The sequence below is a fragment of the Hoyosella altamirensis genome, from assembly GCF_014191505.1.
Taxonomy (GTDB): Bacteria; Actinomycetota; Actinomycetes; order Mycobacteriales; family Mycobacteriaceae; genus Hoyosella; species Hoyosella altamirensis.
On sequence record NZ_JACHWS010000001.1, the window covers coordinates 1,095,077 to 1,108,848 of the forward strand.

The following is a 13,772-nucleotide window of genomic DNA, read 5'->3' on the forward strand; positions in this document are numbered from 1 at the left end:
ACCGTCATGTGGCGCGGAACCATCCCCGTCGAGATCGATCGTGACTCGGCGCGGGAGGCCGCGCGTGAGGAACTGTCCCGCAGCGTCTACACCGAGGCGCAGCCGTCACTGCCCGAACGCGTGATGCTGTGGCTCCTCGACCGCGTTCAGGATGCGATCGACGCGATATTTGATGGTGCGAACGCGCTCGCGCCGGGCGGTCCCGGCAGCCTCGTCATTTTGCTCGCGATCATGATCACTGCGGCGATCATCATCCGGCTCCGCATGGGGCGTGTGGCGCGCAGTGCACGGATGCGCCGGGCCATCTTCTCCGAAACGCGCCGCTCTGCCGCTGAACATCGGCGCCTCGCTGACGCCGCAGCAGCGGTGGGCGATCTTGACGAGGCGGTTCACGAGCGTTTCCGCGCGATCGTGCGCGCTCTCGAGGAACGCGGTGTCATCAACGACGCGGCTGGGCAGACAGCTACCGAGGTCGCACTGCGCGCCGGGGAAGAATTAGCCGGGTGCGCGGAGCCGTTGCGCTCCGCGGCGCGCACGTTTGACGACGTGTACTACGGTCACCGGTCCGCTGCGCGAGGGGCGTACGACGATTTGGTGCGCACCGACGCACTCGTCCAATCAGCGGCACTCATCGAGCCGGAAAAGCAGGGCGCGGTGTGAGTACGGGAAGCACGGCGGTGGGCTCTGACGCGGGTCGAATCTGGCGCGCGGCACGCGTACCCCTTGCTATCGCGTTCGTGGTCGTCATGGTCGGTGTGGTGACTGCGCTGGTGCGCGGCGGGGAAGATGCGGATGCCCTGGATCCGCAGTCACCCGCGCCGAACGGCACGCGCGCGCTGGCCCAGATTCTGGCCGTCGAGGGCGTCAGCTCGGAACTGCTGTACGGCTTCGATGACGCGCTCGCGGCCAGCCCGGATGCCACGGTCGTTGTGTCCGCGCCCGCAACAGTGGGCGCTGAGCGCATCGCCGACCTGGCGGCGAGTGCCCAGAGGCTTGTTCTCATCGCCCCCTCCGACGAAGTCCTGACCGCGCTCGACGCCGGGGTTGTCACGTCAGGGTACGACCGCGTCGCGCCCCGAGAGCCGGGATGTGAGAACCGTGACGCGGGTGCCGCGCAGCGGGCCGTCACCGGCGGCTATCTCTTCGAACCAGATGAGCCGGAGGGTCGCGTCGACGTGTGTTACGAGGGCAGCCTCGTCGTCGTAAACGGTGACGTCGTGCTCCTTGGCGCGGGTGATCTGCTTATGAACCGTAACCTCGGCGAGCAGGGCAACGCTGCGCTGGCAATGCGGTTGCTCGGTTCCAGCGAGAGCGTCGTGTGGTATTTGCCCACCGCGGGCGATCCCGCGCTGAGCGACGGTAACCAAAGCCTTTTCGCGCTGATTCCGAACGGCTGGAAGTTCGGTGCGATACAACTGGGGATCGCGGCGCTGTTCCTCGCCCTGTGGCGCGCGCGGCGGCTGGGCCCTGTTGTTGTCGAGCCGCTGCCGGTGGTCGTCCATGCGGCGGAAACCACGGAAGGACGGGCGCGCCTGTATCGCCGGACAAGCGATCGGGCACACGCGGCAGACGCGCTGCGGGCCGCGGCGCGGGCACGGATCGCCCGGGCGCTCGCCGCACCCGGCACAGACCCCGGGGTCAACGGCGACGCGCTCGTCGATTCTGTCGCCCAGCACGCAAGAGTCGGTTCCGGGGCGGTGCGCGCAACACTGTTCGGTCCGGCGCCACAGTCCGACGGTGAACTGGTACAGCTTGCTGAGGACCTGGACGATCTGGAGAAGCGCATTATGGAGCGCCATCAGGAAGGAATTACCACATGACCGACGCGGCAGCTGACCTGCAGGTGCGCGGCGAACAAGCACGGGAAGCGCTGGTGGCACTCCGCCAGGAACTCGGCAAGGCAATCGTTGGTCAGGACGCTGCGGTCAGCGGCCTCATCGTCGCGCTGCTATGCCGCGGGCATGTGCTCATCGAGGGTGTTCCCGGAGTCGCGAAAACACTGCTGGTCCGCAGCCTTGCGGCAGCTCTGCACCTCGACACTGCGCGCATACAGTTCACACCCGATCTGATGCCCGGCGATGTCACGGGCTCGCTGGTGTATGACAACCGCACTGCGGAGTTCTCGTTCCGCGAAGGACCGCTCTTCACCAACCTTCTGCTCGCGGACGAGATCAACCGGACACCGCCGAAAACCCAGTCGTCGCTACTCGAAGCGATGGAAGAACGACAGGTTTCCGTCGACGGGTCACCGCGCCCGTTGCCGGACCCGTTCGTGGTCATCGCGACACAGAACCCCGTGGAGTATGAGGGAACGTATCCGCTCCCCGAGGCGCAACTCGACCGTTTTCTGCTGAAACTGACGATGGCGCTGCCAAGCAGGGCCGACGAGGTCGCCATTCTGACTCGCCACATGTCGGGTTTCGACCCGCGTGACCTCGCGGCGGCCGGTATCAGCGCCGTCGCCGGCCCGGAGGATCTAGCGGCAGCCCGCGCTGCGACAGCGAAGGTAAACATCAGCGAGGAGATCATCAGCTACATCGTGGACATTTGCCGGGCAACCCGGGAATCGCCTGCGGTGCAGCTAGGCGTTTCGCCGCGCGGCGCGACCGCGCTGATGCATGCGACCCGGGCGTGGGCGTGGCTTTCGGGCCGGGACTATGTGACACCGGACGATGTGAAAGCAATCGCCCGCCCTGCCTTGCGTCATCGCATCGGGTTGCGCCCCGAAGCCGAACTCGAGGGATCAACGCCCGACGGCGTGCTCGAACACGTGCTCGCGACGGTCGCTGTACCGCGCTAGGGGACGGTAGGGGACTGCGATGGTGCTGACGGGCAGGGCGGGCTTCCTCGCCGCAGTGGGCGCACTGGTGGTGGGCGTGTTCATGCCGAGCGCGGCTGGGGTGGTGCTCGTGACTGGTCTTGTTGTGCTCCTGGTGGGTGCCGATGTTGTCTTCGCGGGCAGCGTCCGGGATCTGCGGATGGAGCGCGGTGGAGACGCCGCTGTCCGTCTCGGTGAGACGGCTACTGTTCGGCTTACTGTGACCAACCGGGGATCGAGGCGGATCCGGGGGGTTCTGCGCGATGCGTGGCCACCGAGCGCCGGCGCTGTCCCGGACCGTTTCGACGCGAATCTCGCACCTGGTGGCCGATCGACGTTCACGGTCGCGGTCACGCCCACCCGGCGTGGCGACCGCGCTGCGGTGAAAGTGACAGTCCGCGCGATTGGTCCGCTCGGTTGCGCTGGCAGGCAAGGGCACCACCGTGTCCCGTGGACCGTGCGCGCGTTGCCACCGTTCCGGAGCCGCAAGCACCTGCCGTCGCGGCTCGCCCGACTGCGGGAACTCGATGGTCGTCAGGCGGTGCTGGTTCGCGGCGAAGGGACCGAGTTCGATTCACTGCGCGAATACGTGATCGGTGACGATGTCCGGTCTATCGACTGGCGTGCCACAGCGCGTGCGTCCGACGTCATGGTGCGTACGTGGCGTCCGGAACGTGACCGCAGGATCATCATCGTCCTCGATACAGGGCGCACCTCGGCAGGCCGTGTCGGTGACGCGCCCAGGCTCGATGCCGCGATGGATGCGGCGCTTCTCCTCGCAGCCCTCGCGTCGCGTGCAGGTGATCGCGTCGATTTCGCTGCGTACGATCGTCGTCTGCGCGCATCGGTCACTGGGGTGAGCGGTGCAGGGCTGCTGGCGGCGATGGTTAACGCGATGGCGCCGCTCACCGCGGAACTTGTGGAGACCGACGCGGCCGGTCTGGTTTCCGAAGTGCTTCGCCGGGCGCGCCAGCGGGCGCTCGTGGTTGTGGTGTCGCCAATGGAGCCTGCGTCCGTGGAGGCTGGTTTTCTGCCCGCATTGCGTTCGTTGACGGCGCGGCACCGCGTGATCTTCGCGTCCGTTGCAGACCCGAGCGTTCAGGTGATGTCACGTGCGCGCGGGTCCAGTGACGATGTCTATACCGCTGCAGCCGCTGAACGTACTATCGCTGACCGTCGCCGGGTTGCGGGACTACTGACGAAACTCGGCGTCACTGTGATCGATGAGCCGCCCGAGGATCTGCCACCAGCGCTCGCTGACACATATATCGCACTCAAAGCAGCAGGAAAGCTGTAGCGGCGCCGCGGACCGAAGCTGTTTGCCCACCTCTGAGCGACATTGAGACCGGGAAGGACACCTAGTCGCTCAGAGGTGGGCAAACCGAAGTTGCCTGTCAGGCTGCAACCGGTGCTACGTCACCCGCACTGCGTGCGTCGATGTCGCCGGTCTCTCCCGCCAGCGCCGCACGGCGACCTAGAACGAACACGTACACGAGGAAGGCAAGTTCGGCGGCGACACCAATTCCCACGCGCGCGGCGGTACTCATGCCACTCGGTGTGACGAACGCTTCGATGACACCGGAGATGAGGAGCACCACAGCAAGGCCGAGAGCCATGCCAGCGACAGTGCGGCCTTCCTCAGCGAGCGCCCTGGCCCGTGGGCGCGGGCCAGGATCAATCAGCGTCCACCCCAGCCGCATACCGGCTCCCGCGGCAACGAACACGGCAGTGAGTTCGAGCAGGCCATGGGGGGTGATCAACCCGAAGAAAACGTCGAGCCGGCCAGCATCAGCCATCAGGCCGGCGGCTACTCCGACGTTCATTGCGTTGACGAACAGGATGAACACGACCGGCACGATCAGAAGCCCCACGACGAGTGACGCGGCGGCGATATACGCATTGTTGGTCCACACCTGCGCGGCGAATGACGCCGCTGGTTCCGACGAGTAATACGTTTCGAAGTCACCGCCAGGGCGCGTGAGTTCGGCGATCGAGTCCGGAGCCGCGATGGCGCTCTGCACTGCGGGGCTACTGGCGACCCACGCCGCGATGACGCCCGAAACCAGCAAAAACAGGGCAGCTGTGGGCACCCACCAGTGCCGCGCGCGGTATACCGCCGCGGGGAACCGCTGCGCGAAGAACATTCCAGCATCGCGCCACCCAGGCGCTGATGTTCCAGTGGTGGCGGCCCTGGCTTGTGACACGAGCATTGTCAGCCTGTCGACCAGGACCGGATCAGGCGCCGCGGAACGGACAATCGAGAGGTGGGTCGCCGCGCGCTGGTAGAGCGTGATGAGTTCGTCGGCTTCCGCGCCGCTGAGTCGGCCGCTGCGGCGCGTCAGGACGCGCAGGCGGTCCCACTCATCACGGTACTTCTCGACGAACAGGTCGACGTCCATGCTCACCTTCCTGGATCGTTCATGTCACACTCTGTAACGAAGAGGGGACCGGTCCACGATAGCCGGGTGAGACGCAACGGTGGTCTGAGTGGCACTAGGCCGTTGTACTCACAACTCCACGCGGCGTCAGCGCCCGCACCCTCCGGCTGCACCATGTTGAAACGGCCGGTTACGGTGTATCCCGATTGGGCGCTGCCGCCGCGAAAGACTTAGTGTGCCTCCGCGAGATCGACGACGAGCAGCGAATAATTGTCACGTGTGCGGTGCGCGATCGCGGTGTCGATGAGCTTCTCAGCCACGTCTTTGCCGTCGATATGATGGCACGCCGCCTCAATGTCGCTCGCGGTGAGGACACCGTGAATCCCATCGCTGCAGACGATGTAACGGCCCGCCGCCAGCGGGATTTCCGCGAGGTGCGGTTGTGGCGTCTCGCCGGATCCTCCGAGGCACTGGGTGATTATGTGGGTGGGCTGCCCATCCTCATCAGGAACGACATCATCGGTCGAGAGTTGGTCCACACCGTCAGCGGTCACCCGATACACGCGACTGTCCCCGACGTTGAACGAGAGTATCGACGTCGAACCGAATGCGAGGCCCGCGATCGTTGTCGCCATGCCTTGCTGGCCGATTCGCTCCGCGATGGATTCGATCTGAGTGCTGATCGCGGCGAGCCCGTCAGAGATAGCTTTCGTCGACGTCCAGCCCTTGTGCGCCGCCACGAGTTCAAGAAGAGCGATGCGACTCGCGACGTCACCGGCGGCGTTTCCGCCGACACCGTCAGCCACCGCCACCAGGGTCGGCCTTTCGAGTGGAAACGCGATGCACGTCAGGGTCCCCGTCTGAGTCTGGCTGAACCAGCCATCAACGACGATCGCGTCTTGGTTCGAAGCGCGGAAAAGACCGCGATCAGTAACCGCGTGGACACTGAGAGTGAACGCCACAATTACGAGCTTAGGCGCAGCGCGCCCGGATATCTTGGAGGCTGCGAAAATCACTGCGGTTTGCGGCGGCGGGCGGCTGCCTGAGCGGAGTCGGCGATCTCTCCAATGAGGCGTTCGACCACGTCTTCGAGCATCGCGGCGCCGAGCGCGTGTCCCTCATCATCCGTCACGATAGCGACATGCGATCCCCTCGTTTGCATTCCTTCGAGAGCGTCGTCGAGCAGCGTGTTCGAGGTGAAATGGGGGAGCGTACGAATCGGCATACCGGCGATCGCATCATCCGGGGAAACTGCCTCACCGAGTAAGTCCTTCACGTGTACATACCCAGTGAAATCGCCTCCGGCCGCGACGATGGGGAAGCGCGAGAAGCCCGTTCTGATGCACGCTGCGTGCGCCTGGGCGATCGTCGCGGTGTCATCCAGGCTGACGATGCGGTCACGCGGCACCATGATCGACTGCAGCGTCTCTCGGCTCATTGTCAGCGCGCCGGTGAGGAGACGGTGTTCCTCCTCGTCGAGCAGACCCTCAGCCTTCGACTGGCGCACAAACCCGGCGACCTCATCGGCGGTGAACGCGGTCGCCACCTTTTCCTTCGGTTCGACGCGCAGAATACGCAGCACCGTGTTGGCGAGCCAGTTCACCAGGAGCAGAAGCGGTTTCAGGATCTGAACCAGGAGGTAGAGGATCGGGCCGAGGACCAGCGCGGTCCGCTCGGGGCCCGCGATCGCCAGGTTCTTCGGAACCATTTCGCCGATCGTCATATGCAGGGAGAGCACGATCGTCAGCGCAATGGCAACAGCAATGGGATGGAGCATCACAGCCGGGACACCGAGCGCCTCGAGCGGCACCTCGAGCGCGTACGCGACAGCCGGTTCGGCTACCGCTCCGAGTCCGAGCGAGCAAAGGGTGATACCGAACTGAGCTCCCGCCATCATCAGGGACACATTGTCGAGAGCACGCAAGGTGACCCGGGCCGCACCGCTGCCCTGTTCGGCGCGGGGCTCGATCTTTGTCCGCCGGGTTGAGACGAGCGCGAACTCGGCGCCGACGAAGAACGCGTTGCCGAACAGCAAGAGTATTCCGACGATCATTCCGGTGACGTTGATCATCAGGTCGCGTCCTCCCGGCCATCTGCGGTGTCATCATCCTCGTGTGACGGTGGTTCGGCGAGGCTGAGCCGCAGGCGCGCGACGCGATGGCCGTCGACCTGAGTGACCGTGAGCGCGACGAAAGTATCTGTGGGTATCCCATCGGCGTCGAGATCAGTGAGATTCTTCGCCGGCAGAACGACGGTGTCACCGGGATTGGCGAGGCGCCCGAGCTGTTCGATCACGAGCCCACCGGAAGTGTCAGAATGTTCTCCCTCGGGGAGATCGATGCCTGTGAGGTCAGCGATCTCGTCGGGCCGCATAAGCCCGGGCAGCGTCCACGTACCGTTCGCGAGCAGCCGTGGCCGGCCAGCCGGACGGTCGTGCTCGTCATCGATTTCGCCGAGAATCTCCTCGACGAGGTCCTCCAGGGTGACGACGCCGGCGGTGCCCCCGTACTCATCGATGACGACCGCGAGCTGCAACCCGCTGCGCAGCTCTCGCAACACCCCGGCGAGCGGCATGGTAGACGGGATCGCACGGACCGGGCTCATGATGTCGGCAGCCAATCGCTCGGCGCGTTCATGTTCCGGGACCGCGAGCGCGGCTTTGAAGTGCACGACACCAACCACGTCGTCAATCGATGTTCCTTCGACCGGGAAACGGGCGTGCCCTGTGGAGGCGACGAGGCTCAAGATGTCCCGGACCGGAGTATCGCTGTTGACGAACGTCACTCGGGTGCGCGGCGTCATGACATCCGCCGCGGTCTGCTCACCGAATTCGACGGCCTGGGTGAGGCGGTCCGCGATGTCCTTTTCGAGGAGCCCCTCAGTCGCGGAGCGTGTGGCGATCGCACCGAGTTCCTGCGCGGACCGGGCCGAAGCGAGTTCTTCGCGCGGTTCAACGCCAAGCGCCCGAACCATGGCATTGGAGGCGCCGTTGAGCACAACGATCAACGGTCTGCTCGCCGCAGTGAATGCCCGCTGTGGCCCCGCGACTGCCCTCGAGACCCGCAAGGGCTCCGAGATTGCCCAGTTTTTGGGGACGAGTTCGCCGAAGATCATCTGCGTTACGGTCGCTATGAGAAGACCCGCGCCGAGTGCTACCGCCAGACTCGACGCCTCGGGGAGACCCGCGGACTCCAGCGGCCCGCGCAGGAGTGTCGCAACGGACGGCTCGGCGATGAAACCGATGATGAGACTGGTGACGGTGATGCCGAGCTGCGCACCGGAAAGCTGAGTGGAAAGCCGTTTCAATGCTTTCTGCACGGAGCGGGCGCGGCGATCACCCGCCTCAGCCGCTTCAGAAATGGTGGCTCTGTCCACGGTCACCAGGGCAAACTCAGCAGCCACGAACAACGCGTTCGCGCCGATGAGTGCGAGCGCCAGCCCGAGCAGCAGCCACGCCTCTGTCACGATTCGTCCACCTCATCCGCACCTGGTCCTGCGCTGAAATCTAGCGCAGCAAAGGCCATTCCACACGGGACTGTCACAGGCGAGGGTCGACCGGTTCGGTTTCGAGCGCGAGGACTCCGAAAACGCACTCATGGATACGCCAGAGTGGCTCGCCTTCTACGAGCCGGTCGATGGCCTCGAGGCCGAGTGCGTACTCGCGCAGCGCAAGTGATCTTTTATGGCCGAGGCTGCGCTGGCGCAACCGCTCGAGGTTGTCGGCGAGTGTGTAGTCCGGTCCATAGACAAGGCGCAGATACTCGCGTCCCCGGACTTTTATCGCGGGCTGGATGCGCTTGTTGTGCGGCGTGCGATTGACTGCGGGTTTGACGACCATCCCCTCGAAACCGGATTCCGTGAGCGTGGTCCACCACGACGTGGCGTGGTGCTCAGATTCCGGGTCACTGAGATTAACCGCCATCGTGCGGGTAGCGAGGAACAAGGCCGGGTCAGCGTCGCTCAGCTTCGCAGCAGTTTCGATATGCCAGGCGTGGGGCTGGCTAGCGAATGCCGCGCCTTCCGCCGCGAGCAGTTGAAAGGGCGCTAGCTTGATGTCGGACAGGTCTCTCGTCGGCCAGCAGAACGTGCGGTACATCGCGCGGTAGGAGTTGAGGTTGCTTGCCCGCTGCACACTGCGGGCGCGCAGGTCCGCGACGTCGAGGCCACGGCTTTCCGCCTTCGCCAGAAGGTCCACCGCAGCGGGAAGCACGGCCGCACCAGCGGCCCCGACCGCTCCGTACTGGTCGCGTATGAGTCCGTCAGCCTTCGCGTTCCACGGAAGAACCTCAGTGTCGAGCAGCAACCAGTCACTCGCGATGTCATTCCAGATCGCGGCATCGTCGAACGCGGTGCGGATGCGCGAAAGAAGCGCGTCCTCACGATCGTCGTGGAAGAACGAACGCCCGGTGCGCGTGAATACCGCGCCGCTTCCACGGATGCCGAATCGCCGGTCCGCAGTGTGTTCGTCGCGGCACACCAGGATCACCGCGCGCGACCCCATGTGTTTCTCCTGGCACACGACGTTGTCCACACCCGCTTTGCGGTACTCCGCGAATGCCTCCGCTGGATGTTCGAGGTAACCGTCCCGGGTGCTCGTCGCGCACGGTGCCATCGTCGGCGGCAGATACATGAGCCACCGCGGATCAATAGCGAAACGGCTCATCACCTCGAGCGCTGCCGATGCGTTCTCCGCTGGAATCGTGACCCGACCATAGTGGCGTGTCTCGATTGCGCGCTTGCCGAGTACATCGTCAAGCTGGAGCGAGTACCGGTCACGTTCCGCAGCCGTTTTCGGTGCCGTCGCGAGTGGGCGCGGTGACGCATGCCATTCCTGGTGCGCGGGCACGGAAACAAGTTCACGCTCGGGGTATCGGAGCGCGGTCAGGCGTCCACCGAAAACACAGCCTGTGTCGAGACACATTGTGCGGTTGATCCACTCGGGTTCACTGATGGGCGTGTGACCGTAAAGCACCGTCGCGGCTCCGCGGTAGTCAGTTGCCCACGGGTAACGGACTGGGAGACCGTAATCGTCAGTCTCCCCGGTGGTTTGCCCATAGAGGGCAAATGCACGCACCCTGCCCGAAGCACGGCCATGGAACTGCGCGGGGAGGCCCGCGTGCGCGACGACAAGCCGCCCATGGTCGAGGACATAGTGGGAGACGAGACCATCGAGGAACGCACGAGCGGTGTGTGTGAATTCGTCGCCTTCCGCGGCGAGCTGTTCGAGGGATTCTGCGATGCCGTGTTTGAGCTGAACCTTCTGCCCCCGCAACGCGCGGGCGAGCTTTTGTTCGTGGTTGCCGCTCACACACAGCGCTGCACCGCTGTTCGTCATGCCCATCACGAGGCGCAGCACCCCCGGTGTGTCCGGTCCGCGGTCGACGAGATCGCCAACGAAGACGGCGGTGCGACCGTCAGGGTGGCGCGCATCAATGGCGCGACCGGCGCTGTCGAACGTGACCTTCCAGCCGAGTTCGGCGAGAAGTTCTTCAAGTTCCGCCCGGCAGCCGTGCACGTCACCGATGACATCGAACGGGCCGGTGCGGGCGCGAAGGTCGTTGAGGAGTGGTTCGATCTCGAACTCTGCACCACTGATTTCCGCAGGGGTGCGCAGATGGTGGACGCGCCGGAAGCCCTCACGGTCGAGGTTCTTCAGGGAGCGGCGGAGTTCCCGGTGCTGGCGCCGGACAACGTGCGCACCGAACTGACGGTCCGGGCGCTGCTCATTGCGCTCTATGCACACTGATTCGGGCACGTCGAGCACGATGGCGACAGGCAGAACGTCATGCTCGCGGGCGAGGCGCACGAGCTGCGCCCGCGCTGGCCGCTGCACGTTCGTTGCGTCGATCACGGTGATCCGGCCCGCTGCGAGCCGCTGCCCGGCCACGTAATGCAGCGCGCCGAACGCCGCCGCCGTGGCGGACTGATCGTTGACGTCGTCGGCGACCATGCCCCGGAAGGCATCACTGGACAAGATCTGCGTGGCAGCAAAGTGGCGGTGCGCGAAGGTCGTTTTCCCCGAGCCTGAGGTACCGATCAGCACAACGAGGGACATATCGGGAATTGCGAGTCTCATGTTCCGCTCCTTGCCGTGAAGATCGCCATCTGGGTTGGTGCACCGCGATCAGGGTGCAGCGGCCCTACCGGCAGTAGCTCCGTCGAGTAGTCGTAGGTTGCGGCGGTGGCTTCAGCCCAGTGCTGGAATTCGGTGCGCGACCATTCGAATCGATGGTCGGCATGGCGGAATTCACCTGCCGACAGGCCCGGAAAGAGCGAGTTGTATTCGGCATTCGGGGTGGTGACGATGACGGTACGGGGACGCGCGGCCCCGAAGACGCTGTGGGTGGCTGCAGGCAGCCGGTCCGGGTTGATGTGTTCAATGACCTCCATAAGGACGGCGGCGTCGAAGCCGCGAAGAGCTGGGTCCGTGTACATCAGCGACGATTGCCGCAGCCGCACTGTTGAGCGGGCAGCATCGTCCCTGTCGAGGTGCAGTTTCCGTTCCGCTTGGCGCAACGCATAGGCCGATACGTCAGTTCCGATTATTTCGCGGAACTGGGTGTCGTGTCTCAGATCATCGAGGAGCGCACCTGGGCCGCATCCCAGATCGAGGATGCGTTGTGCATCCGCGCGGCGGAGTTGTTCGAGCACTGCGCGGCGCCGTAGCTCCGCGAGTGGAATGTTGTGCTGGGGAGATGCAGTGACCTCAGCTGGCGCGTCCGCCTCGATCGCAGCTGGTCCGTCGGCGATGCGGTGAAACATGTCGAGTTGCTCGTTCGCGCTCTCGACGAGGGGCCGGGACCTCGCGAGATAGACGCTGGTGATCAGGTCACGTTCGGGATGGGTGCTGAGCCAAGTTTCACCTGAACGGAGAAGTTTGCTGACTTCCGTTTCAGTGACCCAGAAGTGGTGCCCGCCGTCCAGGACAGGCAACAAAACATAGAGGTGACTCAGGGCGTCCGCGAGGCGGAAAGTTCCCTCCAGTCGAGTGTCCACATAGGGTGCCGCGCCCCAGTGCGGCACTGTGGCGTCGAACGGCTGCGTGGCAGCAGTGACTGTCCAGCCCAGTGGGCTGAACAGGCGCGAGATGAGGTCCACACCGTCTTGGCCACTCCGGCTTTCGCGGCCGGAACGGACTGAAAGCGAAGGAACATGGATGCTCAGGGGAATTGATGTCTGCGCCAATTGGGGATGAGACTCGCAACGACCACGAAGCGCGGTGGCGAACGCCGCGCGCAGCGCTACTGCCAATTGCGATCCCGCCGCGTACGGCCGGTCATTGATGTACTGAGCTAGCGGGCCGCTGTGCCGCTGGGAGCGGCCGCGAACAAGAGCGACAGGGTCCACCTCCACGAGCAGCGCCACGGTGCAACGGTCCCGTGTCGCTTCCGGGTAGAAAACGTGGGCCACGCCGTGGGAAACGGTGAGTTGCTGCGCACGGTCCGGGTGTTTGTGCAGTAGAAAACCAAGGTCAGTCGCAGGATGATGGGTTGTTGTGATCGTGAGCAGCACGCCGCGAAGTATGCCGCAGTCCTCTCTCGCGCGCAGTCCAATTACGCTGGGCACAGGAAATCACTGGTGGCGGTGATATGGCAGATTGGGCTTGACAGGGGATGGCAATGCGTATCGCGGTTTTGAGTGCCGCAGTCATTGCGCTCGCTGGCTTTCTCGCCGGGGCTGGGCACGTAGGCAATTCCTCTGTAGCCGCGGCTGCTGATGGCGTTTTCGGAAGCCCCACACTGGTTTCACCGCATTCTCCCGCTTTCGGTATCTGGGCGGTGATCTACCTGGGCCTTTTCGGGTATGCAGTGTGGCAGGCGCTGCCAGCACAAGCTGATTCATTACGGCTGAAGCACATCCGTCCCTTGACGGTCGCGGCGATCTTGCTGAACACCACCTGGCTGACGGTCGTTCTAATGGGGCAGGTTCTGCTGAGCGTGTTCGTGGTTGCTGCGCTCTTCGCCGTTCTTGTCGCACTGGTTGTGCGGCTGGCGGACCTGTGCCCGCGGACTCGTGCCGAACAGTTGCTCGTTGATGGCACCTTTGGTCTCTATCTGGGATGGGTCTGCCTGACGGTGTTTGCGAACATCGCCGTCTGGCTGTCCTCAATGGGGGTGAGTGCGGGTGCAACGGCATGGTCGGTGATCGTGCTTGCCGCAGCGGGCGCGGCGGGCGTGGCACTGATACTCCTGACTGGACGTCGTATTGCCGTCGCCTTCGGTCTCATTTGGGCGCTCAGCTGGATCGCGTACGGGCGTGTGGCAGGGGAGTTGCCAAACACTGCCAGCGCTATTGCCGCAGCTTGTGCCGCATTTGTTGTTATCGCCGCCGTTTTCCTGCAGGTGGTTCCGGGCCGCAGCGCCCCGCGGCTTAGAATGTGGTCAGCCAGGGCGAGGAGTACATGATGTCGCATCACAGCGCTGAGCACCACAAGGGTCCGGGCGGGAGCCACCGCGAGGAGATCGCGCGTGACCTTTTGCGTGAGCATCCCGAGTTCGATGAACCGCATCTGCTCGAGGAAGACGAGAACGTTCCGCCTCGCCCCGAAGAGGAAATCGCGGACGCGGAAAGCTAGA

The 13,772-nt window shown here is 64.6% G+C and carries 12 protein-coding genes; 6 read left to right on the plus strand and 6 right to left on the minus strand.

Annotated elements, in window-relative coordinates:
* The first annotated feature begins 6 nt into the window (after nt 1-6).
* The 4 genes from FHU29_RS05290 to FHU29_RS05305 are packed head-to-tail and all read left to right on the plus strand — an operon-like array spanning nt 7 to nt 4,115.
* Complete coding sequence (locus tag FHU29_RS05290; protein ID WP_064440983.1) at nt 7-660, plus strand: DUF4129 domain-containing protein; 654 nt, start codon at nt 7-9, stop codon at nt 658-660.
* Nucleotides 657-1,820 carry a DUF4350 domain-containing protein gene (locus FHU29_RS05295; RefSeq protein ID WP_064440950.1) on the plus strand — a complete coding sequence of 388 codons (1,164 nt, stop codon included), beginning with the start codon at nt 657-659 and terminating at the stop codon, nt 1,818-1,820. The genes FHU29_RS05290 and FHU29_RS05295 overlap by 4 nt, the downstream gene beginning before the upstream one ends.
* A complete protein-coding gene (locus FHU29_RS05300; RefSeq protein ID WP_064440949.1) occupies nt 1,817-2,800 on the plus strand; it encodes an AAA family ATPase in 984 nt (327 codons plus the stop codon). Before FHU29_RS05295 ends, FHU29_RS05300 begins: the two co-directional genes overlap by 4 nt.
* A 19-nt stretch (nt 2,801-2,819) precedes the next feature.
* A complete protein-coding gene (locus FHU29_RS05305; protein WP_064440948.1) occupies nt 2,820-4,115 on the plus strand; it encodes a DUF58 domain-containing protein in 1,296 nt (431 codons plus the stop codon).
* A gap of 97 nt (nt 4,116-4,212) precedes the next feature.
* Here the strand turns inward: FHU29_RS05305 and FHU29_RS05310 are convergent, their stop codons facing one another.
* The 6 genes from FHU29_RS05310 to FHU29_RS05335 form a co-directional block, all read right to left on the minus strand.
* Nucleotides 4,213-5,217: a stage II sporulation protein M gene (locus FHU29_RS05310; protein ID WP_064440947.1), complete on the minus strand. Its 1,005-nt coding sequence runs from the start codon at nt 5,215-5,217 to the stop codon at nt 4,213-4,215.
* A gap of 209 nt (nt 5,218-5,426) precedes the next feature.
* On the minus strand, nt 5,427-6,158 hold the full coding sequence (locus FHU29_RS05315) for a PP2C family protein-serine/threonine phosphatase (RefSeq protein ID WP_064440982.1): 732 nt from the start codon (nt 6,156-6,158) through the stop codon (nt 5,427-5,429).
* Between the two features lie 50 nt (nt 6,159-6,208).
* On the minus strand, nt 6,209-7,267 hold the full coding sequence (locus FHU29_RS05320; protein ID WP_064440946.1) for a hemolysin family protein: 1,059 nt from the start codon (nt 7,265-7,267) through the stop codon (nt 6,209-6,211).
* Entirely contained in the window at nt 7,267-8,661 is a 1,395-nt protein-coding gene (locus FHU29_RS05325) for a hemolysin family protein (RefSeq protein WP_064440945.1), read from the minus strand. The genes FHU29_RS05320 and FHU29_RS05325 overlap by 1 nt, the downstream gene beginning before the upstream one ends.
* Nucleotides 8,662-8,734: 73 nt before the next feature.
* Nucleotides 8,735-11,272, minus strand: a complete 2,538-nt coding sequence (locus FHU29_RS05330) for a polynucleotide kinase-phosphatase (RefSeq protein ID WP_064440944.1) — start codon at nt 11,270-11,272, stop codon at nt 8,735-8,737.
* Nucleotides 11,269-12,708, minus strand: coding sequence for a 3' terminal RNA ribose 2'-O-methyltransferase Hen1 (locus FHU29_RS05335; RefSeq protein WP_064440943.1), 1,440 nt, complete (start codon nt 12,706-12,708; stop codon nt 11,269-11,271). Before FHU29_RS05335 ends, FHU29_RS05330 begins: the two co-directional genes overlap by 4 nt.
* Nucleotides 12,709-12,815: 107 nt before the next feature.
* Here FHU29_RS05335 and FHU29_RS05340 point away from each other — a divergent pair, with 107 nt between their 5' ends.
* Complete coding sequence (locus FHU29_RS05340) at nt 12,816-13,601, plus strand: hypothetical protein (RefSeq protein ID WP_083962373.1); 786 nt, start codon at nt 12,816-12,818, stop codon at nt 13,599-13,601.
* Nucleotides 13,601-13,771 carry a hypothetical protein gene (locus FHU29_RS05345; protein ID WP_157095188.1) on the plus strand — a complete coding sequence of 57 codons (171 nt, stop codon included), beginning with the start codon at nt 13,601-13,603 and terminating at the stop codon, nt 13,769-13,771. Before FHU29_RS05340 ends, FHU29_RS05345 begins: the two co-directional genes overlap by 1 nt.
* Nucleotide 13,772 lies beyond the last annotated feature (1 nt).

What these genes read in the sequence shown, in the direction of transcription:
- FHU29_RS05290 (WP_064440983.1), top strand. Translation starts at nt 7, where the DNA reads ATGTGGCGCGGAACCATCCCCGTCGAGATCGATCGTGACTCGGCGCGG.
- FHU29_RS05300 (WP_064440949.1), top strand. Translation starts at nt 1,817, where the DNA reads ATGACCGACGCGGCAGCTGACCTGCAGGTGCGCGGCGAACAAGCACGG.
- FHU29_RS05305 (WP_064440948.1), top strand. Translation starts at nt 2,820, where the DNA reads ATGGTGCTGACGGGCAGGGCGGGCTTCCTCGCCGCAGTGGGCGCACTG.
- FHU29_RS05310 (WP_064440947.1), bottom strand. Translation starts at nt 5,217, where the DNA reads ATGGACGTCGACCTGTTCGTCGAGAAGTACCGTGATGAGTGGGACCGC.
- FHU29_RS05320 (WP_064440946.1), bottom strand. Translation starts at nt 7,267, where the DNA reads ATGATCAACGTCACCGGAATGATCGTCGGAATACTCTTGCTGTTCGGC.
- FHU29_RS05330 (WP_064440944.1), bottom strand. Translation starts at nt 11,272, where the DNA reads ATGAGACTCGCAATTCCCGATATGTCCCTCGTTGTGCTGATCGGTACC.
- FHU29_RS05340 (WP_083962373.1), top strand. Translation starts at nt 12,816, where the DNA reads ATGCGTATCGCGGTTTTGAGTGCCGCAGTCATTGCGCTCGCTGGCTTT.
- FHU29_RS05345 (WP_157095188.1), top strand. Translation starts at nt 13,601, where the DNA reads ATGTCGCATCACAGCGCTGAGCACCACAAGGGTCCGGGCGGGAGCCAC.